The 26,229-nt window shown below is 45.2% G+C and carries 20 protein-coding genes and 1 other RNA gene; 8 read left to right on the top strand and 13 right to left on the bottom strand.

Annotated features, from left to right (window positions below):
• From rnpB to coaD, 5 genes are all read right to left on the bottom strand, one after another.
• Positions 1–209, bottom strand: an RNA gene (gene rnpB / locus ABYU67_RS09890) — RNase P RNA component class A; the annotation flags it as partial.
• 66 nt (positions 210–275) lie between these two features.
• Positions 276–995, bottom strand: a complete 720-nt coding sequence (bioD, locus tag ABYU67_RS09895) for a dethiobiotin synthase (protein ID WP_372844834.1) — start codon at positions 993–995, stop codon at positions 276–278.
• On the bottom strand, positions 992–2,293 hold the full coding sequence (gene bioA / locus ABYU67_RS09900; RefSeq protein ID WP_372844835.1) for an adenosylmethionine--8-amino-7-oxononanoate transaminase: 1,302 nt from the start codon (positions 2,291–2,293) through the stop codon (positions 992–994). The genes bioD and bioA overlap by 4 nt, the downstream gene beginning before the upstream one ends.
• Before the next feature lie 3 nt (positions 2,294–2,296).
• Complete coding sequence (locus tag ABYU67_RS09905) at positions 2,297–2,545, bottom strand: YfhL family 4Fe-4S dicluster ferredoxin (protein ID WP_372844836.1); 249 nt, start codon at positions 2,543–2,545, stop codon at positions 2,297–2,299.
• Positions 2,546–2,622: 77 nt separating this feature from the next.
• Positions 2,623–3,135: a pantetheine-phosphate adenylyltransferase gene (gene coaD, locus ABYU67_RS09910; protein ID WP_372844837.1), complete on the bottom strand. Its 513-nt coding sequence runs from the start codon at positions 3,133–3,135 to the stop codon at positions 2,623–2,625.
• A 266-nt stretch (positions 3,136–3,401) separates the two neighbouring features.
• On the opposite strand from coaD, the gene smpB reads away from it, so the two are divergent.
• Entirely contained in the window at positions 3,402–3,875 is a 474-nt protein-coding gene (gene smpB / locus ABYU67_RS09915; protein WP_372844838.1) for an SsrA-binding protein SmpB, read from the top strand.
• A 119-nt stretch (positions 3,876–3,994) separates the two neighbouring features.
• Here the strand turns inward: smpB and rarD are convergent, their stop codons facing one another.
• Positions 3,995–5,017: an EamA family transporter RarD gene (gene rarD, locus ABYU67_RS09920; RefSeq protein ID WP_372844839.1), complete on the bottom strand. Its 1,023-nt coding sequence runs from the start codon at positions 5,015–5,017 to the stop codon at positions 3,995–3,997.
• A gap of 244 nt (positions 5,018–5,261) precedes the next feature.
• Here rarD and ABYU67_RS09925 point away from each other — a divergent pair, with 244 nt between their 5' ends.
• From ABYU67_RS09925 to ABYU67_RS09945, 5 genes are all read left to right on the top strand, one after another.
• A complete protein-coding gene (locus ABYU67_RS09925) occupies positions 5,262–5,729 on the top strand; it encodes an Lrp/AsnC family transcriptional regulator (protein ID WP_372844840.1) in 468 nt (155 codons plus the stop codon).
• A gap of 184 nt (positions 5,730–5,913) precedes the next feature.
• Positions 5,914–8,361 (top strand): YgiQ family radical SAM protein, encoded by a 2,448-nt coding sequence (locus ABYU67_RS09930; RefSeq protein ID WP_372844841.1) that lies wholly within the window; start codon positions 5,914–5,916, stop codon positions 8,359–8,361.
• Positions 8,362–8,692: 331 nt separating this feature from the next.
• Positions 8,693–9,103 (top strand): hypothetical protein, encoded by a 411-nt coding sequence (locus ABYU67_RS09935; RefSeq protein WP_372844842.1) that lies wholly within the window; start codon positions 8,693–8,695, stop codon positions 9,101–9,103.
• A gap of 255 nt (positions 9,104–9,358) precedes the next feature.
• Entirely contained in the window at positions 9,359–9,889 is a 531-nt protein-coding gene (locus ABYU67_RS09940) for a hypothetical protein (protein ID WP_372844843.1), read from the top strand.
• Positions 9,890–9,965: 76 nt separating this feature from the next.
• Positions 9,966–11,540: an RNA-directed DNA polymerase gene (locus tag ABYU67_RS09945; RefSeq protein WP_372844844.1), complete on the top strand. Its 1,575-nt coding sequence runs from the start codon at positions 9,966–9,968 to the stop codon at positions 11,538–11,540.
• A 67-nt stretch (positions 11,541–11,607) separates the two neighbouring features.
• Here the strand turns inward: ABYU67_RS09945 and ligA are convergent, their stop codons facing one another.
• The 3 genes from ligA to ABYU67_RS09960 all read right to left on the bottom strand — a co-directional run bounded on the left by ligA (position 11,608) and on the right by ABYU67_RS09960 (position 19,012).
• Positions 11,608–13,683, bottom strand: a complete 2,076-nt coding sequence (ligA, locus tag ABYU67_RS09950; protein WP_372844845.1) for an NAD-dependent DNA ligase LigA — start codon at positions 13,681–13,683, stop codon at positions 11,608–11,610.
• 184 nt (positions 13,684–13,867) lie between these two features.
• On the bottom strand, positions 13,868–14,875 hold the full coding sequence (locus ABYU67_RS09955; RefSeq protein ID WP_372844846.1) for a cell division protein ZipA C-terminal FtsZ-binding domain-containing protein: 1,008 nt from the start codon (positions 14,873–14,875) through the stop codon (positions 13,868–13,870).
• 204 nt (positions 14,876–15,079) lie between these two features.
• A complete protein-coding gene (locus ABYU67_RS09960) occupies positions 15,080–19,012 on the bottom strand; it encodes an AAA family ATPase (protein WP_372844847.1) in 3,933 nt (1,310 codons plus the stop codon).
• Between the two features lie 281 nt (positions 19,013–19,293).
• Here ABYU67_RS09960 and ABYU67_RS09965 point away from each other — a divergent pair, with 281 nt between their 5' ends.
• On the top strand, positions 19,294–20,286 hold the full coding sequence (locus ABYU67_RS09965; protein ID WP_372844848.1) for a biotin--[acetyl-CoA-carboxylase] ligase: 993 nt from the start codon (positions 19,294–19,296) through the stop codon (positions 20,284–20,286).
• Between the two features lie 37 nt (positions 20,287–20,323).
• Positions 20,324–21,052, top strand: coding sequence for a pantothenate kinase (locus ABYU67_RS09970; RefSeq protein WP_372844849.1), 729 nt, complete (start codon positions 20,324–20,326; stop codon positions 21,050–21,052).
• Between the two features lie 232 nt (positions 21,053–21,284).
• Here ABYU67_RS09970 and ABYU67_RS09975 read toward each other — a convergent pair whose 3' ends face one another.
• From ABYU67_RS09975 to ABYU67_RS09990, 4 genes are all read right to left on the bottom strand, one after another.
• On the bottom strand, positions 21,285–22,472 hold the full coding sequence (locus tag ABYU67_RS09975; RefSeq protein ID WP_372844850.1) for an isovaleryl-CoA dehydrogenase: 1,188 nt from the start codon (positions 22,470–22,472) through the stop codon (positions 21,285–21,287).
• Between the two features lie 196 nt (positions 22,473–22,668).
• Positions 22,669–23,589, bottom strand: coding sequence for a hydroxymethylglutaryl-CoA lyase (locus ABYU67_RS09980; RefSeq protein WP_372844851.1), 921 nt, complete (start codon positions 23,587–23,589; stop codon positions 22,669–22,671).
• Between the two features lie 14 nt (positions 23,590–23,603).
• Complete coding sequence (locus ABYU67_RS09985; RefSeq protein WP_372844852.1) at positions 23,604–25,718, bottom strand: biotin carboxylase N-terminal domain-containing protein; 2,115 nt, start codon at positions 25,716–25,718, stop codon at positions 23,604–23,606.
• 135 nt (positions 25,719–25,853) lie between these two features.
• Positions 25,854–26,229, bottom strand: a 376-nt coding sequence (locus tag ABYU67_RS09990) for a GFA family protein (protein ID WP_372844853.1), incomplete at its 5' end; no start/stop codon positions are given.

The raw sequence follows: 26,229 nt of genomic DNA on the forward strand, positions 1-26,229 counted from the left end.
AGATGTTGCCATCCACGCGGTGCGCTCTTACCGCACCCTTTCACCCTTACCGATGATATCTAGGATACCAAAGGCGGTCTACTCTCTGCTGCACTGGTCGTCAAGTTACCCTGCCCAGCCGTTAGCTGGCACGCTGCCCTATGTAGCCCGGACTTTCCTCCCCTGCATGTCTGTTACCAGTGTGCAGCGGCGATTGCCTAGTCTACCAAGCGCGCTAGTATAGCAAAATTAATGGGGCTTTCGGAAAGTTTTTTTGGCTTATTTTTAGCACTGATTTATACAAAGTTTTTGGGGAGTATAAAATCCATATTGCCACTGCTATCATCCTCTTGTACAGATAAGGATAACCAATGCGCCATTGGATAATGCTGTGCTAAATATTTTTGTAGAAAATCAATCGTGCTAGTGGCTATCTCAGCATCCGTCTGAGCAGCATTATCATGAATATGGTTATAAATCACGCTATGCACCCCTAGACCGCGAGATGTTATCGCCTCTAAACTCAGCAAAGTATGATTGATACTGCCAAGCCGACCTGATGTGACCAAAATAACTGGATAACCTTGCTCAGCAATGTAGTCTAAGGTTAATAATTGCTCAGTGATGGGCACAAGTAACCCGCCCGCCCCTTCTAAAAGTACCACGTCATAATCTGATTGCAGACTTTTTGTGGTGCGCGTAATCACATCAGAATTAAGAATATCATTAGCCAGTTTTGCCGATAAATGTGGTGACGCGGGCTTCTCATAGCGATACGGGCAAGTGGTACTATCAATATCACATGGCTGTAGTGGAATACCCATCAGCTGACGATGGGCGACAATGTCATCGGCAATATTCATCTCGCCCGTATCTGAATTGACACCAACGCCCGTTTGCACCAGCTTTTGGGTAATAACATTAACGCCTTGCTGCATTAGCGCTTTGGCAATCATACCCGTAGCATACGTTTTGCCGATATCGGTATCGATACCAGATATAAAGAGCACACTCATTTTTGACCTTGTTGCGTTAAATAACTACTGACCACTTTTAATAACCCTTGGCATAAGGCGGTAAGCTCGTCATCAGTAATGATAAAGGGCGGCATGATATAAACCAGCTTACCAAAGGGTCGCACCCAAACACCATTCTCAATCAGCAAAGACTGAAAGATAGGCATATCAACCGCGTTATCTAGCTCAATCACGGCAACAGCACCCAAACAGCGCACCTCAGCAACGCCATCTAATAGAGCCGCTGGTGCAAGTTGTTTATCCATCAGCGCTTGCATATTTGCCGTGCGCGTCTCGATATCATAAGACAAAATCAAATCAATCGAGGCGCAGGCGACCGCGCATGCCAGCGGATTGCCCATAAAGGTCGGGCCATGCATCAGCGCCGGATAATCACTTTGGCTAATCGTATCAGCAATATGACGCGTGCAAAGTGTGGCGGCAAAAGTCATATAACCGCCCGTTAGCGCCTTGCCTACGGTCATAATATCAGGGCTAATACCAGCATGCTCGCAGGCAAATAATTTGCCGCTACGCCCAAAGCCTGTCGCAATTTCATCAGCGATCAATACCACGTTATACTTATCACACAATTGACGCAGCAATTGTAAATACTCAGGGCTATAAAAGCGCATGCCGCCTGCGCCTTGAATGATTGGCTCAATGATAAAGCCTGCCAGCTTATCGCTCGTTTTAGCGAAAAACGCTGTTAATTCGTCACGTACCTCTTGACTCAGTTCACGTTCAAATCCCAGTGGTGGCGCAGATACAAAATGCTGCATCGGTAACTGTTTACCATACAGACTATGCATACCATTAACAGGGTCACAGACACTCATCGCATGCCACGTATCACCATAATAGCCAGAATGGGTCGAGGCAAATTGGTTTTTATTGGGACATCCAGCTGCAATCTGATATTGCAGCGCCATCTTTAATGCTACTTCTACGGCGATGCTGCCGCTATCGGCATAAAATATCGCATCGAGTCCAGCAGGGACGATTGACAGTAGCTTTTTACCCAGATCTATCGCTGGCTGATGGGTCAAGCCGCCAAACATCACGTGCGCCATTTTGCCCAATTGTTCAATCATCGCCGCATTTAATTTAGGATGATTATAGCCATGCACGCTCGCCCACCATGACGACATACCATCAATCAGGCGCCTGCCGTCTTTCGTGACAATATAAACACCGTCAGCGTGGTCAATCACAACATTGGGATAACGTGGCGGCAGGCTGGTATAAGGGTGCCAAAGGTGCTCATGGTCAAAGTTGCTTGTTGCTACAGTTGTCATATTTTATTGACCCGTAATACGCTTGTATTTGGCGAGCAAGTCACTCTCACTTTCGACGTGGTTTGGATCATGAGGGATACAATCAACAGGGCATATAATCACACATTGCGGCTCATCAAAATGACCGACGCATTCGGTACATAAGTCCGGATCGATGACATAGATATCATCACCCTCTGAGATGGCTTCGTTTGGGCAGGCAGGCTCACACACATCGCAGTTGATGCATTCATCCGTAATTAACAACGCCATAGACTGCTCCTTTTTTCTATCAGGCATTTCTATCGATTAAAAAATCCGCACTCTAGCATAGATAATAGATACGCGACTTATTTACTAGCAAGCTTTTGAATAAAAGCTTCAGACACACAAGGCGGCACAAATTTTGTCACGTCACCGCCAAGCTTTGCAATTTCGCGAATCATGGTTGATGAGATAAACGAGTAATTTTGTGATGGCGTCAAAAAGACGGCTTCAAAGTTTTCATCAAGCTCGCGGTTCATATTGGCAAGTTGAAACTCATATTCAAAATCTGACATGGCGCGCAAACCACGCAAGACGGCAGTGGCATTTTTTTCGCGCATAAAATCGACCAGCAAGCCCTCAAAACCTATGACAGATACCTGTGGCAAATCAACAAAAACGGTCTCGACCAACGCCACACGCTCTTCAAAATTAAATAAGGGCTGTTTATGGTGACCTGATGCCACCGCAATCACCACCTCATCGAACAATTTGGTCGCACGTGTAACTAAGTCCACATGACCGTTGGTAATCGGGTCAAAGGTACCAGGGTATAAAATCTTGGTATGCAATTTTGAAGAAGTGGCAGAAGCGCTCATAGCAGGACCAATGTGGTTGATGATAAGGGTGGTAATAAAATAATAAGCCATATGCTAGCAAATTTTATCCAAACTTAATACTTATCTGCTACATTTGTCCTAACAGCGTAGCTACATTTGCAGCGGCGGCTTTGTTACAATAGCCAGTTCGACTCATCCTTTTTTAATTTTGGTAAAAACCACCTCGCTAAAGGGCTAGGATGAGGAATCAGTAAGACCTGAAATATAGGGACAACGTATATTTAAGCAGTCCTTATGGAGAAATTATGTCAAAAAAATCAAAAAAACCTGACAATCAAATTTGTGCCAATAAAAAGGCTCGTCATGAGTACTTTATTGAAGAGACCTTTGAGGCAGGATTGTCATTACAAGGGTGGGAAGTCAAAGCCATCCGTGCGGGTAAAATGACCATCACCGAAGCTTATATTATTTTCCGTAATAATGAGGCCTTTTTATTTGGCGCGCATATTCAGCCGCTACTATCCAGCTCGACGCATGTCAGTCCAGATAGTATCCGTACGCGTAAGCTCTTGCTCAATCGCCGCGAAATCGAAAAGCTGATGGGTTCAGTCAACCAAAAGGGCTATGCCTGCGTGCCGTTATCCTGTTATTGGAAAAACTCGCTGATAAAATGTCAAATTGGCTTGGCACTCGGTAAAAAACAGCATGATAAACGCAAAACGCTTAAAGATCGTGATTGGGAACGTGATAAGCAGCGCGGCTTTAAAAATGCCGACTAAATTGATTGGCTTAAGACTACGATCTTAACTGAATTATTTTTAGCGCGATAAAAAGGACGATGCAACTTAGGGTGGCATCGTCCTTTTTTATTTGCCTCATTCATTGCCCGTATAAAAAATTAAGCGATTTGAGAGATTTCAGTCATTTTCGATTGTTTATGAGCGCGGCGTAGCTGGCGTATACCGTGTGCAATCAGGCAAACGATCCCAAGCCAAATCAGACCGTAACTATAGATCATCGCCGACTCAAAAGGGTTGCCCAGTACGGTGATCGCTAAGATGAATAGCAACGCTGGCTCCAAATAACTCATCATGCCATAAAGGTTCATTGGCAGCATTTGACTGGCATCGACGTTGGCTTTCATGGCAAGCACGCTCATAACGCCGAGCCCTGCTAGCATCATAATGAAAAATCCTGAGCTGCCAACCAGACTTAAACTGCTTGGGGCGATAAACAATAAATATGCCAAAGCAAACGGGACAAAAATAGTCAAATCAACCAATAATCCAGTCACTGCGCCAATACCTTGTAAACGGCGCAAAATATAATATATAGGATAAGTACCGCACACCCATAGTGTCGCCCAAGAAACGCTTTGCGTACGCACAATCTCACTACCCACGCCTACCGCCGCAAAAGCAACCGCTAGCCATTGTAAACGGCTTAATTTTTCACCAAACAAGACACAACCAAACACCACCATCATCAGTGGAAATAGAAAATACCCCATCGCGGTCTGTACGCCTTGCCCATTGACAGGTGCCCACATAAAGAGCCAAAACTGACTTAAGAATATCGGGGTCGGTAATAGCAGCCACGCCCATTGTTTAGCAGAGCCTAATGCTTTGAGCTTATCAAGATGCAAACCCAGTCGTCCGCTAATCACAAGATAGCCGATGAGTGCTGCCCACATGGCAAGCATGCGCCAGATAAACACTTGTGTACCCGATAGCGGTGCTAAAAAACTGCTATAAGCATATAGCACACCGAATAATACATTCGATAAGATGGCCAGCATGACGCCCGTCATAAACGTGCGCTGCTGTACACTGCCGTTGGTCCATATGGCTGGCACGGGGAGGCGTGACAAAGACGTCGCTAACATATGACCGAATATCGTGGACCGTAGAAAGGTTGACATAAATAGCACCGTAAATAATAGACCTTAAACCCACTCATTCTTGAGGATTGAGTTTATTAATCAGCTTTGATTGATATGGTGTATTTTAAAGCAGTGCAACGAGATATAAATTCTATTTTCTAGGCATAAATGAATAAAAATATCTATTTAGACGTCATAATATTAATATTTTCTTATACTTTTATTTATAATGAAAATATCGATAGATAAATCTATAATCCTATCTCTTTTGGCAGGAAATTTTATGAATCAGCCCTTAGATAAGACTGATAAAGCTATTTTGAACCTAATGCAAGATGACGCAACCTTGCCACTTAAGACACTTGCAGAGCACGTCAACGTCTCTGTCGCTACAGCTCAGCGGCGTGTACAAGCGCTGATAGACAATGGAGTGATTACCAAGCAAGTTGCTATAGTAGATCCCCATAAGGTTGGTTATAGCTTAACCGCTATCGTGATGGTAAAAATGGAGCGCTCGAATAACTCGATGCAGCATCGCTTTGAGCGTTTGATGAATGCTCAGTCGCAAGTGATGAGCTGTTATGAAGTATCTGGTGATGCTGACTTTATGCTCATGGTGAGTGCGAAAAATATGAAAGACTATCATCAGTTCACCCGCAATTTGCTCACTTATGAAAATAATGTACGTAATTTTAAGAGTCAATTTGTGATGAGTGTTACTAAAAACAGTACGAAGATTTATTTAGATTAATCCCTGCTTTTTGCCTAATAGCTAGCTATATATTATTCTGCGCTATCAATAACTTATCGCTAATACGTTTATTACATCATGAGCGTTATTCATGTTAAAATGAGCGCTTTTAAATCAGCCGTTAATATTTCTATATGAATAACGGCTTTTTTTAGTGCCATTTTTCTAATTAACAGGTCCGCTCATGTCTGCCGATACCATCGCCCGTACCGCCTTTAAGCAAGGCACCAAACCACTTTACGACTACGACAAACATTGGGCGAGCTGCTATGAGCCTGCGCCTTATTTGCCGATGAGCCGCAAAGAGATGGATGATTTGGGCTGGGATGCCTGTGATGTCATCATCATCTCAGGCGATGCTTATGTCGATCATCCAAGCTTTGGCATGGCGATTATCGGTCGTTTATTAGAAGCGCAGGGCTTTCGCGTTGGTATCATTGCGCAGCCAGATTGGAAGAGTAAAGATGCCTTTATGGAGCTTGGTAAACCGGTTTATGCGTATGGCGTGACCGCCGGCAACATGGACAGCATGATTAACCGCTATACCGCTGACCGTAAAATCCGTAGCGATGATGCTTACTCGCCGGGTAATGTCGCGGACAAACGTCCTGATCGCGCCGCTATTGTGTATAGCCAGCGCTGCCGCGAAGCCTATCCTGATGTGCCGATTATCCTAGGGGGTATCGAGGGCAGCTTACGCCGTATCGCCCATTATGATTATTGGTCAGATAAAGTGCGCCGAAGTATTTTGCTCGATGCCCGTGCCGATGTTTTATTATATGGTAATGCTGAGCGCGCCATCGTCGATGTGGTACATGGTCTGTCCAAAGGCTATACCTTTGAGCAAATGAGTAAACTGCGCGGTACGGCGTATTTATTGACGCCGACCCGTCGTCATTGGCAAGCAGGTATGACCGAAGTCGCCAGTAATGATGTCGATACCGTCGGTCGTGTTGATCCGATTATCAATCCATATGTCATGACTGAAGACGTTGACAGCTGCAAAATCGAACAAGAAAAGCCATCTGATTCACCGGTCGGACAAGCTATGACTGGCATGTCTGCACAATACCAAGGCTTTGTCGCAGAGCCTGTGACCAATAAAATATTGAATGCTGATCAAGTCGATGAAGAGACGCAAGTGGTACAAATGCGCGGCTTTGACAAACCAATGACAGCACGTAAGCATAAGTTTAAGATGCCACCGCGTGAGCAAACCGTCATTCGTCTACCGGATTATGAGCACGTCAAATCTGACCCTGTGCTTTATGCGCATGCCAGCCGTATCTTGCATCTAGAAACCAATCCGGGTAACGCACGCGCGCTGGTGCAGCGTCATAGTAGTGGCGCTGGTAACTCGCACACTTCTATCGATGTCTGGCTCAATCCGCCACCGATTCCGCTCTCAACCGAAGAGATGGATTACGTGTTTGACTTACCCTATGCTCGTTTGCCGCATCCAAGCTATGGCGATGCACGTATCCCTGCTTATGATATGATTAAGTTCTCTGTCAATATCATGCGCGGCTGTTTTGGTGGTTGTACGTTCTGCTCAATCACTGAGCATGAAGGTCGTATTATTCAAAACCGCTCAGAAGAATCTATCTTGCGTGAAGTCGAAGCGATTCGTGATACTGCGCCCAACTTCACTGGCGTCATCTCTGACCTTGGCGGTCCGACGGCGAATATGTATCGTCTCAACTGTAAAGATGAGACCATTGAAAAGAACTGCCGTAAGCCATCATGCGTCTATCCTGATGTTTGTGAGAACCTGATAACCGATCATAGCAACTTAACCCAGCTATATCGTAAAGCGCGTGATATCAAAGGCGTGAAAAAAATCCTTATCGCTTCAGGTTTGCGTTATGACTTGGCAATTAAAGACCCTGAATATGTCAAAGAATTGGTCAGTCATCACGTCGGTGGTTATCTCAAAATTGCCCCTGAGCATTCTGAAGAAAACGTGTTATCAAAAATGATGAAACCTGGCATGGGCAATTACGATAAGTTTAAAGCCATGTTTGAGCAGTACAGCCAAGAAGCGGGCAAAGAGCAGTATCTAATTCCTTACTTTATCGCCGCCCACCCCGGCACCAAAGATGAAGATATGATGAATCTTGCACTATGGCTCAAGAGCAATGGCTACCGCGCTGACCAAGTACAGGCGTTTTATCCAAGCCCGATGGCGACCGCGACCACCATGTATCACACTCATAAAGACCCACTGCATAAAATCAGCCGTGACGAAGGTGATATGGATATCGTCAAATCTGGTAAGCAGCGCAAATTGCACAAAGCTTTCTTACGCTATCATGATCCAAAAAACTGGGTACTGCTGCGTAAAGCGCTACAAGATATGGGGCGCGGTGACTTAATTGGTAAAAATCGTGGCTGCTTAATTCCGCCATTTAATGCCAGCTTAGAAGGTCGTGATGCCGCGCAAGACAGCTACCAATCAGCGCGTAAAAAGAACAGCCGCTTGGGTAATGATTCGGTAAAACGTAGCAATAAAACCGCTAACAACTGGTCAAATAAAGGTGCTGCGGACAAAACTACTGGCGGCAAAAAGAATGTGAGTAAAGGCAACTTCCAAACTCAGCATACCGGTCTACCACCCCGTAAAACCAAGTAAGAACGTCATTATTGATCTGCTGTTATATAGTAGATCAAAAGTACCTACTGATTAATTACCTATTAGATAAGCGCTTATCAGCGATATGTTGGTAGGCGCTTTTTTATTTAATATTGCCTTTACCTATGTGGCTTAAGCAAATAAGCAAGGCAGAAATTCATTAAGCGTCCTTGGAGCAAACGTTACAGTAATCAGTGTTTAAGTAACTAAGTGAACACGTAACAAACAATTTCTAACATTATATAAAGGGAGTTTTCGATACTATATGCGCTATATGCTTAACGCATAGTTAATAACAAATACACGATGATTTATATTTTTGGAGACTACCATGAATACGCTAACCAAACTGGCTACTGCTCTACCTGCGCTTGCCCTACTAAGTGCATGTGCGACTACTGCTCCTATTACGCCAAATACCCCTGCTTCAGAAAGCGTTACTGATGCCGCTTATGATCGTATGGCGCCAGCCCCTTATACTTGTACTGATGGCAGCAAAGTTTTGGCAAAGCAGTCAATCAATAAAAAACAAGTGATGCTCAATGCAACCTTGCCTAAAGTAAACTGGGCAAACCAAGCGATCATCTTAAATGGCGGCGTCCAAGGCGATACCGCAAGCTATGTCAATGAGTCAAACCCAGAAGTGGTCTATGCATGGCACATGAAAGACGACAAAGGTATCTTGGCTATGAAATGGGCAAACGGTAAAGAATACCAAGTAAACTGCCAAGTAGGTAGATAATGATTTTGGTTTAATCGTTAATTAATAATGATAAACCTGTATTGTTAAACTTAGCATTATATAAACAGTCATCGAAAGATGGCTGTTTTTTTTGCCTACTCTATTATATCGATTCATAAAAAGGCGTCTCTTTAGCTGATTTACGCAATAAGAAATAATCCTTTGCTGTATTTCGCTAGAGAAGCACAGTGAAAGCTGTCAAAATAGCTCGTCTACAAAAATATCTCATGATTGATCATAAATAGGATCCCTCGTATGTCAAACCGTCTTATAACTATGCTTATCATTACAGCTGCCAGTATGTGGGCGCTGACAGGCTGCGATAATAGTAATGATACTGCTGTTAAAAAAGCTGATACGGCGGTATCTACGACGGATTCATCGGCAGCAAAAAAGATGGATTGGTCAATCATGGATAGCGGCGAAAAGCCCGCTGACCTCGCTAATTATCAGTATCCGTTTGCGCTTGATAGCCAAAACGTCCGTGACTATGCCGAGTATTTCAAAGTCGATAATGCTACAGCTCAGCATAATTTGACCGTAAGTATGGCAAGTAATGAGGCGCTATCGAAAGCATTGGATCAGCTTAGTGAAAGCTATGTCTCGCATGAGCTGACTGATGATAAAGATATGAAGCTGATCATTCATACTACGCCTGATGTCGCTGCTGGTAGCTATGACTATGTATTGGCAGGGGATTTTGCTAAAGGACTGGTATTACCGATTGAGATTAGACCTGATGGTAAGAAAGGTGATGTAAAGGGGCATGGAGAGATGGTGGAGTAAAGGTTAAGTTTCACTCCACTTAGCTAATAATGATTTTACTAAAAATAGTATATATATTGCATAAACAAGGAAGTCAATGTTTAAATCATATTATCAACATCATCACTCACTTAGCCCAGACGAAGTTTATGAAGGTTTATTAAGTTATGGAATGTTTAGCGATAATTTACCATCATTCTTACAATCTGTTGAATTTTTTGATTGGTGCAAAGGACAAAAGGAAACTACATTTCAAAAAACAGAAACTACACCTGTATACTATGAAAGTATCAGAAATATAAACATACCCAGACTTATTACAATTCCTAATCCTATAGCATATAGAAACCTTTGTTTAAATTTGAGAAACAACTGGAACGATGTTCTATTACACTTTCAAAACTACACAGATAATCAAGATTGGAAAGTCAGTAGAATACATATAAGGAAAACCAAAGAAAATAAAAAGATCTTAGTGTTAGGAAAATATGCCACTTTGAGAGTCACAAATCACCAAGTGGATAAAGATCAACTATTTGATATGGGTTTTTCGGACTACAAGGAAGATGATGATCCATTATTGAAGTTTAAAATTAAATCAAGATTTCAGGCTCATGCGGATATATCTAACTGTTTTGGGAGCATATATACCCATTCTTTGACTTGGGCAATTGCTGGCAAAGCCAATGCAAAAGTCAAACGTAGAGGTTTCTGGTTCAATGAACTAGATACACTTTTGATGAATACTAATAACGGCGAAACACACGGTATTTTGATAGGTGCACATGCATATAATTCAGTGTCTGAAATTATATTAGTAGTTGTCGACTATCAATTAGCTGAAAAGGGCTATAAATTTATAAGACATATCGACGACTATGTCTGTCTAACAGAAAATTATGAAGCTGCAGAAAACTTCTTAACGGATTTGTCTAATGAATTGCGGAAATTTGGTCTAATTCTTAATGGTAAAAAAGTTTCTATAGAAGAGCTACCTGCGATAAGAAACTCAAGTTGGATTGTTGATATTTCTAACCACCCAGTCAGTTTAATAGATTATCTTAATTATAACGTTATGGTTGGCTATTTAGATTTTCTATTGAGCTTACTTAAGAAAAATGATGATGATGCTACTATATTAAACTATGGCATAAAGGTTATAACTGGGAAACTAGCTTCTGCTAATGCGGTTACGTATCTTATTGATACAGTTCATTATTTAGTTATGATTTACCCATACCTTGTAGGTTTACTCGAGAATCAGTTATTCGAAAGGTATGAAGTAGATGTTTCTACAATCAAGATTATATCTACAAACCTTCTAAACTATGGTGCCGAGCGTAATAGTTATGAGCTTGTAGCATACTCAATATACTTCTCATTGAAATACAATTTTGAATTCGATATACGTTCATCTTTACTAGAAAAAATTGGTAGTCTAGATGACTGTCTAACATTATTACTTGCATACCTATACGACAAAAGGAAATATGGAACTCGTAGCAAGGTAGTTAAACAGCATAAAGTAGTAGCTGAACATCTATATGATAATAATGAAGATGATTACTGGCTATACTACTATGAGGTTTTACCGGCTAGTAAGCTAAAAGACTACTGGAGCAAAATGAAAAAGGATAAAGTTAGTTTCTTTAAACAGGTTTTCACTAGCTAGTATGATTGTCTCCACAATAGAATAACGGTGGGTTTCACTCTTATCAACCCACCCTATCACCGATACCCTATTCCCCAACCAACGCCAAAAACTCTTCCTCACCCACTACCTTAACGCCAAGTTTTTCAGCTTTAGCCATTTTCGAGCCAGCCTTATCACCTGCCAACAGCGCAGTGGTTTTTGCTGAGATACTACCGGAGACTTTGGCACCCAGCGCTTGCAGTTTGGCTTTGGCTTCATCACGCGCCATGCTATCGAGCGCACCGGTGATGACCCACGTTTGCCCATCAAGCGGCAATCCCTCTGATGCTACTTGCTCAACCTTTTCCCAATGCACGCCCGCTTCGCGCAGTGCCGTGATGACTTCAATGTTGTGCGGTGCGCGGAAGAACTTATAAGTCAGCTCAGCGGTAATTGCGCCGACATCAGGCGTTTGCAGTAGCTTATCGATATCAGCAGCCATTAGGCTATCAAGGTCGCCAAATTGCTGCGCCAAATTCTGCGCCGTCGTCTCACCGACGCCGCGAATACCAAGCGCATAGATAAAGCGAGCTAATGTCGTCTGCTTACTGGTTTCGATAGCACTGAGGATATTCTGTACTGATTTCTCCCCTAGTTTTTCAAGGGTAATTAGCTCATCCGTATGCTTGTGCAACTGATAGATATCGGCGACGGTCTTGACCAAGCCATGCTCAAAAAAGCTAACCAGCCAACTTGCGCCTAAACCGTCAATATCCATCGCCCGACGCGAGACAAAATGAATGAGCGCCTCGACCTGCTGCGCAGGACAAAACAATCCACCGGTACAGCGTGCCAACGCTTCATCTTTGGGCAATACTACAGGTGAGTCGCATACAGGGCAGGTCGACGGCAGTTTAACAGGCTCTGAATCTGCTGGACGCTGATCAGCCCAAACGCGGGTGACTTTGGGAATGACATCCCCTGCACGGTGGACGCTGACCATATCGCCTGCACGCACATCTAGGCGCTGAATCTCGCCAAAGTTATGCAAAGTGACATTACTGACCGTGACGCCGCCGACTTTGACAGGTTCTAATTTACCAACGGGGGTAATCGCGCCCGTGCGCCCGACTTGCCACTCGATATCGTTTAGACGCGTCATCACTGTTTCAGCGGGGAATTTGTAAGCGGTCGCCCAGCGCGGCTCACGCGATAAAAAGCCAAGCTGCTGCTGTAATGCCAAGCTATTGACCTTGATAACCATACCATCAATCTCAAACGGCAGCTCGCCACGTGTCTCCTTTACCGACTCATAATAGGCTTGCGCCTCGCGTGGGTTCTGCACCACCTCGACTGCGCTGACGGTGAAGCCAATGGTTTTTAGCCAAGCAAGCGCTTCTGACTGAGTTTTGATCTGCTCAGGAAGCCCTTGATTGACTGAATAGCAATAAAATGCGAGCGGACGGCTGGCGGCAATGGCGGGGTCAAGTTGGCGTAGGCTTCCAGCAGCAGCATTACGAGGATTGGCAAAAGTTTTGTCGCCCTTTTCTTCAGCAAGGCGGTTCAAACGCTCAAAGCCCCCTTTTGGCATCAGTACCTCACCGCGTACTTCTAATAACGGAACCTCGCTTGCAGCCGGAATCCATAACGGCAAATTGCGAATGGTTTTGGCATTTTGGCTGATGTCCTCACCCGTTTGCCCATCACCACGTGTCACCGCCTGCACGAATTTGCCATAAGCGTATTTGAGTGATACCGCCAAGCCATCCAGCTTTAGCTCCATCTCGTACTCAGGGTTTTTCTGGGCGTCATTAAGACGATCATTGACGCGGCGCATAAAATCACGCAGATCGTCATATTCAAAGACGTTGCCTAGCGACAGCATCGGGATATCATGGGTGACTTGGGTAAAGGCTGACAGCGGCATATCGCCGACTTGATTGATGGGGCTATCTGGCTGTACCAGATCGGGATATTGCTCTTCAAGCTCAAGCAAGGAGCGACGCAACTGATCGTATTCGCTGTCTTCTAAGATAGGATTGTCGAGCACATAATAGGCATAATTATGCTGCTTAAGCGCATCGATAAACGTGCGCATTTGAGCGACGATAGCATCATCATTGTCTATAGATTTGGCGTTGTGGATGTCTTTATCAGTAAGCGGGGCGATAGGATCAGTCATAGTCGGCGTCTTTTTATTTTTGCAATTCAAGATGCCGATATGATAACAATTTTGTTGGATACTCGGATAACATTTTAGCGAAATTAGAGCATTGACATACTCACAACCAAAAAACTAAAAAGGCAAATAACGTTATCGCTATTTGCCTTTTTAGTTTTTGGTTTTTCATCACCTTTACTAGTACTTAACCTTCATAATCACGCACTTGGTTACGCAGTTGCTGCTTATATTCAGGGGTGATTGGTTCGTTCTCTTCATCGAGCATAATGGCATCCAAATCACTTGCCATCATATAAGCAATGCTCATCATACTATCGAAGCTACGCAGCGCTTGGGGATGCGGCAAGGACAAAAATACCACCACGCCATTATAGGTATTGGTCGCCACACTATGCGGGTCAAAAGGTGCGATACCACTATCTGTAATACCCATCATGCTAAACCATAGCATACCCGTGCCATCTTTTTGCTCATAGCGATGGAACATATTCATCGCGCCATAGCGTAGACCATACTTATCGATTAAGGCCAATAAATCACGACCACGAATCACCGCCGCCGGACGGTCGCGATATTGATGCGGCAAAATGGTGATATTGATGTTGTCTTTGGCATTGATCAGTGGGGCGTTTTGCGTATCATCAACCGGCTCTGATAAATGCTGATCGAGTATCGGACTATTATTATTAAAACTTGGCTCTTCTGCGGTATCTATCACTGGCATCAGACTGTCGGTTGCGGACATGAGGCTTGAAAATGCATCTTGCTCTTGCTCGATATTCATCTGCTCAGCGGCTTCTACAAACTCGCTGTTGTCAGTGCGCTGCTGCTCAGCCTGCCAGCGCGCATAGTCTTGCTGATTTACTTGATCGTCGCGCGTATCGATATCTTCAACCATCAACTGCGTATCATCTTGCTGACGCGCTTGGCTTAAAGGCGCATCTTCAACGACCGCATTCAGATAACTGCGATCAGGCGCGATACTGGTTTCGCCCGCGACCGTGTCATCCAAATCTGGCTGGTCGACGACATTGCGCTCATGACGCGGTATGATAGGAATACCATTTTTATCATAATTGACCGCAGCAGCTTCGGCATTTTTGCGACGCTTAAAGCTACGCATGACCATAATTAGCCCAGCAAGCACAATCAATGCAGCAATGGCGATCAATATAAACTGAATAGCGGTCATGAGAAATAATCCTAATCTACGACAAAATGGAATATATAAGAGGGAATAAATGGCAATAGTCTAGCATGGCTAATGAATATCGTCACCATATAGTCATCGTTTACCCTGAGGCTGACACACTTGCGTAACCCTCTGCCCTTACCCCTAACTATACCACTGACCATCGCTGCCAGTTATCACTATTTTTGCGATTCAGTCATGCTTTTAATCAACAAGGTAACGTGCCGCCTCATCGAGCGAGACGCTGACCAAGGTAGAGACCCCTGCGTTTGGCATGGTCACGCCTTTTAGCTCATCGGCAATTTGCATCGTCAGCTTATTATGGCTAATAAAAATAAACTGTAAATCGTCTGCCAGCTCATGGATAAGGCTAGTAAAGCGGGCAACGTTGGCATCATCGAGCGGCGCATCGACCTCATCAAGCACGCAAAATGGCGCAGGATGCTGCTTAAATATGGCAAAAATTAGGCTAAGCGCGGTCAGTGTTTTCTCTCCGCCCGAAAGTACAGCGAGGCGGCTATTACGCTTACCCTTTGGCTGTGCCATCAAGGTCAGCCCTGCTCGCCACTGTTCTGATTTTGGCGCATTGGCAGGCATATCGTCAGTATTGAGCGTTAAGCTTGCTTGCCCGCCGCCAAAAACCTTGGCAAATAAGTTGGCAAGCTCGTTATTGACCGCATCGAGCGTCTGCATAAACAGCGTCTTGGTGGTTTCATCAATCGAGGCAATCGCTTCTGTTAATGTATCCATACTGGCCGCAATATCCGCTGTCTGCTGCGCGAGTGGCTCTAAGCGCTCGTTGACCTCTGCCAATTCTGCCACCGCGGCGAGATTGACCGCGCCGATTTTACTAAGCTGCTGCTCTAGCTTGTTACGCTCACTCTCAAGCTCAGCGATTTTATCTGGACGTACACGGCGATCATGAGCGATAAAATCTGCCAATAAGTTTGCGACACTCATCGTTTGCAGCGACGGTGCTAGATCCGATGGCGCGCTATATTTATGGCTTGCATGAGTATATGCCGCTAGCGCTTCTTGGGTATAAGTGCTCGCATCCTCTAACTTCGCCGTGCTTAATGCCAGCTCGGTCGCATGATGGGCAAGCGTATTTTGCTGCATTTGCAAGGTATTTTGCAGCGTATCTAGCTCGATCTGCTGCTGCTGATACGCCTCTTTAAGCGCCGCCAATGCGTTTTCACGCTCTAACAATACTTCCTGCTGCTCATCGCGCGCGCTTTGTGCGGTTTGCAAGGAAGCTTGCAGTGCAGGCAGTTTACTTTGCTGCTGCTCATAGTTTGCTTTTAAGCTTTGCGCGCTTTGTAGCGATTTATCAAATTGCGCGCTTGCCCGTGCAAGGCTACTGGCGCTATGCTCCAATCGCATCTCGCTCTGCTGCACCCTAAGCTGCAATGCTTGCCAAGCATCATCATCCGCCTGACGCGTGCGGGTTAGCTCACTGCGATCAGATTGTAATCGCTGCGCTGTCGCTCTAGCATCGGCTATTTGCGGCTTCAGCGCCGCTATCTCGTTTTGGATATGCTGCTGCTCATCCTTGAGTGCTTGCTGCTCTTGCTCAAGCTCTTGCTGCTCTTGCTCGATGGCAGCTTTATCCGTAGTTAGGCGCTGACTGTCCGCTTGTAGGCGCTCAGCTTGGGCGCGCTCGGTGGTAAGCTGCTGCTGATATTGATACTTATCACGGGTCAATTGCTCAGCTTGGGCGCGTGTCTCCTCCAAATTGACTGTCAGTGCATTGTAGTCACGCTGATTTTTGGCAATCGCCTTTTGCTGATTTTGTATGCTACTTTCAAGTGCATCGAGCAACTCTTCTAACGCTTGTAAGCGGCTGCGCTGCTGTAAACGCTGTGTTAAAAACTGACTATTGCCGTTATTGCTAACATTTTGATCATTGTGCGCCCCAGCAAACTTACTAAGATTTATCGTACCCTGACGACTGATCAGCCAACCGTCCGAAGTTAGTAAAATAGCTGATGGTGGCAATACTTTTAAAATATGGGCAAGCGTATCAAGAGTCTGCTGATTATGTGTCTCAGATGGCGTGATATATATATAACAGTGCTGCCAAAGCGCTAAATTGGGTGCGCTAATCAGCGCTGACAACGGCAATATGTTATCAAGTAAAGTATCTGACAGATGATCGATAAACGGTTTGGTACTTGCCTGATTTGATTTGGCAGATACCCATAAGCTATGACCACTCTCGCTTGGCGATGTATCTTTATGAGTAACAGGCGAGTTTTGTATGGTCTGATAGGCACACAGGCTAGCCAAGTCAGGTTGTAGCACTTGCCATAAACTTTTTTGTTGTTGAAAATCGCTATCGTGTTGTGGTTTAGGTGCTTTATCCACCAGTACATGGCTGTCTAACCATAACGCCAACACGCTATCGAGTAACTCAGCGTGTTTTTTGCCTTTTTCGCTTAGCTCAATCTGCTCACGCAAGGTTGCTATAGCCAAATGGTTATCTTTATTGATCGCAGTGCTTGCCAAACTATGCTCTGCCTCAACAAGCGCTTGAGATTTTGCCGTAGGTTTAGGATGTAGTATCTGGTGCAGGGTATCGTATTCACTTGCCAATATAGCATGACGTTTTTCGTTTTCACTAAGCTCACGCTGCTGCGTGTTTAAACGCTGCTGCATCCCATGTGCTTGCGGTTTTAGCTCCGACAAGCGTTCATCGACGCTATCTTGCTGACGCTCAAGCTGTTGCAGCTGTTTATTGAGCTTAGCAACTTGAGTCTCCAGTAGCTGCTGTAAGTCTTTTACGTCATTTTTTTCTCGCCCCGCAGTCCTATCGTTATCACTAGGCGATAGTGACTGTTGAAGCTGTTGCCATAGACTCTGCCAGTTCTGCTGACGATGCTGCCATTTGTCATGGCTTTGCTGATAACGCTTTTGTGCTTGGCTATTAATCGCCTGCTGCTGCTCAAGCAAGCGAGCTTTATCTTGTAGCCCTGATAGCTGATTTTGCGCGTCATGCAATGCGCGCTGTAATGGCTGCTCGTCTTTTTTATGTGCCTCACGTTTACGACTTAGCTCGCCAAGCTGTGGACGCAGCTCTTCTAACACCTTCTGCTGCTCAGCCTCATCAGCTTTTAAGCGCTCAATCTCGCTTACTGCTTGCTGACGCTGCTGATCCAAGCTGGCAAGCTGCTGCTCAATAGCGGTCAGTTGTGACTTGGCATCGCTCAGCACATGCTCTACTTGTTGAAGCTCAAGCTGCTGCTGATAATGGCTGCTTTGGGCATCGTCTTTTAGCCACTGCTCTTGATTAATATGAGCAGCAAGCTTATCTTGTTTGGCTTTTAGAGCATCATAGCTTACTTGCAGGGCGGTAACCTCATCAGCACTACGCTTATGTGCAACTTTTTGCTGCTGCTGATTGTGCTTAGCTTGATACAACTGCTGAATAGCAAGCTGCTGCTTAATATCAGCAAGCGTTAATGCCAGCTCCTCATAGCGCTCAGCACTGGCTGCTTGCTTAGACAAGCGTTTTTGTTGGCTGACCAGCTCGCTTTGCATATCGTGCAAACGTGCTAGATTATCTTGGGTTTTCTCGAGCTTCTTTTGCGTCTCTTCGCGGCGTGCTTGATAGCGCGAAACGCCAGCAGCTTCTTCAATAAATTCACGTAACTGCAGGGGACTGGACTCAACAATACGTCCAATCATACCTTGCTCGATCACCGCATAACTGCGCGCGCCAAGCCCCGTACCTAAGAAGACATCGACCACATCACGGCGACGGCAGCGTGTACCATTGATAAAATAATCTGAGCGCCCATCCTTATTAACCTGACGGCGAACGGACAGCTCTTGATAGAGATTAAACTCATGGCGAATGCCGTTCTGCTCATCTTGGGTATGCTCAAAGGTTAGCTCAACACTGGCGACACTTTTAGCAGCTTTATCTTGCGTACCGGCAAAGATAACATCACTCATCGCGCCGCCACGTAATTGCTTGGCGGAAGTTTCTCCTAGTACCCAGCGAATGGCGTCGATGACGTTGGATTTGCCGCAGCCGTTTGGCCCGACAATGGCGGTAATACCATGACGAAAGGTAAAAGTTGTTGGATTGGCAAAGGATTTAAAGCCTGCCAGCTTAAGAGATTTTAGGCGCATGAAGGATCGATAAACTTAGCAAAAACAGGCGGCTATTCTACCTGAAATTGTGCGGTTTGTGGTTGTGATATAAGCCAGTTAAATCACCCTAACCCCACTTAATAATAACTGCTCACCCGCGTACGCCCTTGCGATCACAAACCATATATATCACATGATTAAATTTACCTGGTATCGTACGCTGAATTGCATTTGCCAAATCGCACCCTGACCTATATTCTATCTACGCTATATTGACGATTGCTCAATATATCTAAGATTGTCCATGCTCCATTTATCACATGCCCTCTATTAATCACAGCGAAAAACGTATGCTGCCACTTGATCCTTTATCTGCCTGCGCCTCTAAGTCGCAGCTGCTTACTCATTTGCCAGAGCTTAACCATCGGCACTTGCCTAGCAGTGTCTCGACCAACAGCGAGCTTATCGCAGCGGTACAGGTCGGCACGCTCAACGCTTGCGAGATGCATCTACTGACTGCCGAAATCCAGAGTGGCGGTCGCGGGCAACATGGGCGCTCATGGCAATCACCACGCGGCAACGTCTATCTGTCGTTATACCATCCAGTGCACATGCCGATTAGCGGTTTATTGTCGTTAATCATCGGCGTTGAGCTGGCAAAAATGCCTATTATTCAAACATTAAACGCACAACTAGCTGACCAAGGTTTAACACCTATTGGGGTAAAATGGGCGAATGATTTGGGATTTTACCACTCGTGCTCCAAAATAGAGGGAGCCGTATCGGACAGGCAAATTACCCCATTTAGCAAGCTTGCTGGTATATTGATTGAGCCAGTGACCCAAGCGGGCAAATTGGTCGGCGTGGTGATGGGTGTGGGACTAAACGTACAGGCAACGCCCACCCTTACTGCACAGACTTGCGAAGGTATGAGCTATCAAGCTATTAGCTTGCAAGATATCGAGCAGCTGTTAGCGCCAGATAAATCCGCCAGTGCTTTGCCAACTCTACGAGCACTTTATCAACAAATGAGCAAAGCATTAATGGCGGCGATGACACGCTTTGAGCATTTAGGGTTAGAGAAGCCGACCGGTCAAACCTATAATTTAGACAGCTTTTTGCAGCAATTTGACGCGATGGATGCCCTAGCGGGTCGGCGCTTACGTATTACTCAAGATCACAACGGTCAAACAGAGATACTGACGGGCTATGCTTGCGGTATTGATACACATGGATGTTTGCAATTGCGTCAAGATAACGGTAATATTTCTGCGCTTTTTACCGGACGCATCGACGTTATTGATAACGCTTAAAGCATTTATTAAATGCGCTCTATCTAAAGGGAATTTTATGCTCTGGCTTGATCTCGGCAATACCCGCCTTAAATACTGGCTGACCGATGATATCGGGCAGATAGTCTCACATGACGCCAAGCAGCATTTGCAAGCACCAGCCGAATTACTCATGGGCTTGACCGATCGCTTTGAGCGTTATGCCCCTGATTTTATCGGTATCTCATCGGTACTCGGTGATGATCTAAATGTCAAAGTCTCAGAGACACTCAGTCGCCTGAATATCCCTTTTGAATTTGTCCATGTCGATGCCAATTATCCACTGATGAAAAGCGCTTATAATGATGAGCAGCTTGGCTGTGACCGCTGGCTACAAATGCTCGGCGCGGTGGATAAAACCAAGCGTCAATGTGTGATTGGATGCGGTACGGCGGTGACCATTGATTTGATTGACCATGCTGAGCATTTGGGCGGTTATATTTTCCCAAGTATTTATCTGCAGCGCGAGTCGCTATTTTCTGGCACCAAGCAAATCACCATCTCTAACGGTACTTTTGATAGTGTCAGTCAAGGTATCACCACGCAAGACGCCGTACATCGCGGCATACTGTTATCAATCGTCGGTGCTATTAATGAGATTAGTGCGCGTCATCCTAATTTTGAGGTCATCATGACTGGCGGTGATGCGGCCATTATCGCCCAACACGTCAATCGCCCCGTGCGCCTACGTGATGATTTATTATTAAATGGGTTGGCACGCTATTTTGATCATAGCAAACAGGCATGATGCCTGAAAAATTTTTATAAGCTAGAAATTAAAAAAGCAGGACGTTTTAAACGTCCTGCTTTTTTATAGCCTGCCCGATTTTAAATCCATACAAAGTGTTAATGGGATGAGTTTTTCGCAGCCTCTGTCACGCCTGCGAACAGCACGCAAGAAAAATGTAGCCCATTAGCACGAGGATATCAATGTATCAATTTTATTTCGAACTTACTATCTGACGAACATTCAATCATTATTACTTAGTCTCATTAAACAACTCACGACCAACCAACATACGGCGAATCTCACTGGTACCTGCGCCAATCTCATATAGCTTGGCATCACGCCAGTAACGACCTAGCGGATACTCATTGGTATAGCCATTACCGCCAAAGATTTGTATACCCTCACCTGCCATCCACGTGGCTTTTTCGGCACACCATAAAATCACACTGGCGCAATCTTTACGCACTTCACGGCTATGACCGGCACCACGCGCGTCCAACATATCGAGGTTTTTGCCAACGGTATATAAGAAGCTACGCCCTGCTTGCAGTATCGTATACATATCGGCAACTTTACCTTGGATGAGCTGAAACTCACCAATCGCTTGCCCAAACTGCTTACGGTCATGAATATAAGGCACGACATTGTCCATCACCGCCTGCATGATGCCGATAGGACCTGCAGCTAATACTGCACGCTCGTAATCAAGACCACTCATTAAAACTTTAACGCCTTCGTTTAAGCCGCCCAAGATATTCTCTTTAGGGACTGAGACATTATTAAAGGTCATCTCACCAGTATGACTACCACGCATGCCAAGCTTATCAAGCTTTTGAGCGGTACCAAAGCCTTCCATGCCTTTTTCAACGATAAACGCTGTCATGCCTTTAGCGCCCATCTCAGGATTGGTCTTAGCATAAACCACCATTACGTCAGCATCAGGACCATTAGTAATCCACATTTTGCTACCATTTAGCACATAATGACCGTCTTTTTCTTCGGCTTTTAGCTTCATACTAACGACATCTGAGCCCGCACCGGTTTCACTCATGGCGAGAGCACCGATGAATTCACCGCTGATAAGTTTTGGCAGATATTTTTGTTTTTGTGCCTCTGAACCATTGCGTTTGAGCTGATTGATACACAGATTAGAGTGCGCACCATAGCTAAGCGCTACAGAGGCAGAAGCACGGCTAATCTCTTCCATTGCCACCATGTGTGCGACGTAGCCCATATCAGAGCCGCCATACTCTTCAGGAACGGTAATGCCATGTAGACCTATCTCACCCATCTTTTGCCATAAATCCATTGGGAACTCGTCGCTGCTGTCGATTTCGCTTGCTCGTGGGGCAATTTCATTAGCCGCAAACTGTTGTACCATATCACGTAAAGCGTCGATATCTTCGCCAAGCTGAAAGTTCAATCCAGGTAAACTCATAACTGTTCCTTGTATTTTGATGTTTAATTTTTTACTAGCGCTGTGTCAATTTAAAAATTGATGGTATAGCTGGGGCAAGTTTTCTTCGTTCGCTGTGCGACTTCGTCACTCCAGAGGCTACAGAAAATTCGTCCCAGTCATATATCCATATCCGTATTCATTTAGCTTATGACTCACTATATTTGAGTATAGTTAGTTAAGACTGACGTTTATTAATCAGTGCTCGTGCCACATTGGAGCCATTAGGACGACCTAAAAACTCACTGATACGCTCACCTGCCATCACCAATTTATCCAAATCAATCCCAGTACTGATACCCATGCCATGCAGCATATAGACGACATCTTCGGTGGCGACATTGCCCGTTGCGCCTTTGGCATAAGGACAACCGCCAAGTCCAGCGACTGAGGTATCAAATTCGCTAACACCCATTTGTAGTGCCGCTAAGGTGTTGCTGAGCGCTTGACCGTAAGTATCATGAAAATGCCCCGATAGCATACTGATATCAGCGTACTCTAACGCTGCTTGTAGTGCACGCTGTACTTTGAGCGGCGTACCAACACCAATGGTATCAGCAATGCCAATCTGTTCTGAGCCAATCTCAAGCAAGCGCTTGGTCACATAAGCTACTTGGCTTGGGTCAATCTCGCCTTCATAAGGGCAGCCGACGGTACAAGAGATGACGCCGCGTACCTTGATTCCTTGCGCTTTTGCCGCAGCGGCAACGGGCGCAAAACGCTCAATACTTTCATCAATACTACAATTAATATTTTTTTGACTAAAGGTCTCGCTTGCTGAGCCAAAAATAACGATTTCATCGGGACGATGCATGATAGCATTTTCAAAACCGCGCATATTTGGCACCAATACCGAATAGCTCACATCACTGTGGCGTGTGGCTGCAAGTGCCTCTAACAGCGCGCTATTGTCGCCCATTTGCGGCACCCATTTGGGCGAGACAAAGCTAGTAGCCTCAAGCTTTTTAACCCCTGCGGCAATCAAGTCATCGATAAGCCTTTGCTTAACTGCAGTCGGCACGGTCATGGCTTCATTTTGCAAACCATCACGTGGACTGACATCAACGATGGTGACGTGTTTTGGGTACGAGATACTCATATTGACTGTCCTTTTTACTGATTATCTGCACTGTCAATACGCAGCAGCTCATCACCATCAGCAACCAAGTCACCTGCGCCAAATAACAACTCTGCCACCACACCATCTGTCGGTGCAGTAATAGTATGTTCGATTTTCATCGCTTCGATGACCGCTAATGGCTCACCCTTTTTCACGCTATCGCCAACAGCGACTTTAAATGCCACGACTTGCCCTGGCATTGGTGATTTTAAACTGCCGACCGCTGCATTCTCTTCGCCAACATGCGCCATGATATCAACAAGGGTAATCTCATCTCGTCCGTTATCGGTAAAGACATAGACGATCTCATTATCTACCCAGCTCTGGGCATTGATACGAGTGCCTTCCAACCATAAAGTATGATTATGCGTGTCACTGCTGGCGTAGCTAACCTCACCTTCATAAACAGTTTCCAACTCAGCAGCTACATTGATATTGCTATTATCCTGAGTGTTAGCGATTTCTTTTTCAATGACCAGTGTAAAGCTGCTGGTACTTTCAGCACCCTTTTTACTATCAGAATAATGGGCATTATGCCAATTGCTAATGCGAGCGTTATAAGCTTGCTCATTATAAATCAAGCTAAACGAGCGCGTATAATCACTAAAGGCTCGGAAACCTGTCGGCTTACTAAACGGATCTGACCCTTGCGTCGTCGCTTCACTGGCAAGCTGCTGGGCAATAGCCGTAACCGCGAGCATCGATAATGCGAGCGGATGCTGATTAAACAGCTCGCCCGCCTCACGCTCTATCAGCGCGGTATCAAGATTGGCTTGGCTAAACGACTCAGTATTAAGAATATAGCGCAAAAACGCCACGTTATTTGGCAGACCGACGATACGCGTTTGAGCCAGTGCACGGTCGAGCTTGGCTAGCGCTTGCTCGCGAGTAGGTGCATGCACAATAAGCTTCGCAATCATAGAGTCATAAAACGGGCTAATGACATCGCCTTCGCGTACGCCATCATCGATACGCACACCTGTACCATCTTTATTAATAACAAACGTACTATGCTCAGGCTTTTGATAAGTGAATAAAGTACCTGTGGCTGGTAAAAAGCCATTATCAGGATTTTCAGCACAAATACGCGCTTCAATCGCATGTCCATTGATCGAAAGCTCTTCTTGTTTTTTCGGCAATGGTAAACCTGCCGCAACCAATAGCTGCCATTCAACCAAGTCGACACCAGAGATAGCTTCACTGACCGGATGCTCAACTTGCAGACGGGTATTCATCTCCATAAAATAGAAATTCATTGAGCCTTCGCGCTGTTCAACGATAAACTCAACCGTGCCTGCGCCAAAATAATTGACCGCACGCGCCGCTTCGATTGCCGCTGTTCCCATCGCTTCACGCATCGCTGCATCGACACCCGGTGCCGGCGCTTCTTCTAATACCTTTTGATGGCGACGCTGTACCGAGCAATCACGCTCAAACAAATGCACATAATTGCCATGCGTATCACCGAAGACTTGAATCTCGATATGACGCGGTTTTAGGGCATATTTTTCGACCAATACTTGATCGTTACCGAAACTGGTAATCGCTTCGCGGCGGCATGATTCTAATAAATCAATAAATTCACTTGGCTGCTCAACGATACGCATACCTTTACCGCCGCCGCCCGCACTGGCTTTAATCAGTACCGGATAGCCAATGTTATCGGCTTGCTGCTGCAAAAACTGCGCATCTTGATTTTCACCATGATAGCCGGGTATCAGTGGCACGCCAGCCGCTTCCATCAAACGCTTGGACTCAGATTTGCCGCCCATGGCACGGATAGCGTCAGCTGATGGACCGATAAAGACCAAGCCTGCATCTTGGCAAGCTTGGGCAAAGTCCGCATTTTCACTTAAAAACCCATAACCTGGATGAATCGCTTGTGCACCAACATCGAGGGCAATGGCAATGATAGCATCGCCTTTTAGATAGCTGTCTTTAGGAGCCGAACCACCTAGATATACAGCTTCATCACAGACAGCCACATGCTTGGCACCGCGGTCAGCATCAGAATAAACCGCGACGGTACTTACGCCCAAACGCTTGGCAGTCGCAGCAACACGGCAGGCTATTTCACCACGGTTGGCGATCAAAATTTTAGAAAACATGACGGTCCTTATCGTTTAATCTATAACTTAAAAAATTGCAGAAAGTTAATGATGATTTTATTATTTTTGAATTATGTCTCTATATATCATTCGGGATATTTAGGTTCTAAGCTCAGCTGGAAAAGTTCTTAGCCGCTAGGATAAAAGCTCTAATATGGTTTTAAACTCAGGTAACCCATCGAAGTTGCCAGATTCTTTATAAATATTATGCCAATTGGATTTCGTGCTTAAGCAGAAGTTAGCGACGACCTCTATAGCAACTGACTTACTATCAAGCTCTAATAAACCTACAGGTATCCAGTAATACTTATTTGCAAAGGCATTAGGAACAGGACAGCCACAGTTTGTACAAAAGTGTGAGCTAAAACCGGTCTCTTTTTGCCAACTTTTTATATTGTCACTTTTTATCCATTTAAAATGGCGCGCTTCGATAACGGTCGCCGAATTGGCACTTGAACTTGACTGTTTTTTACACAACGAACAATGGCACTGATAAATCTTAAAAGGCTTG

The sequence above is a fragment of the Psychrobacter sp. genome, assembly GCF_041554015.1.
In the GTDB taxonomy this organism is placed as follows: domain Bacteria; phylum Pseudomonadota; class Gammaproteobacteria; order Pseudomonadales; family Moraxellaceae; genus Psychrobacter.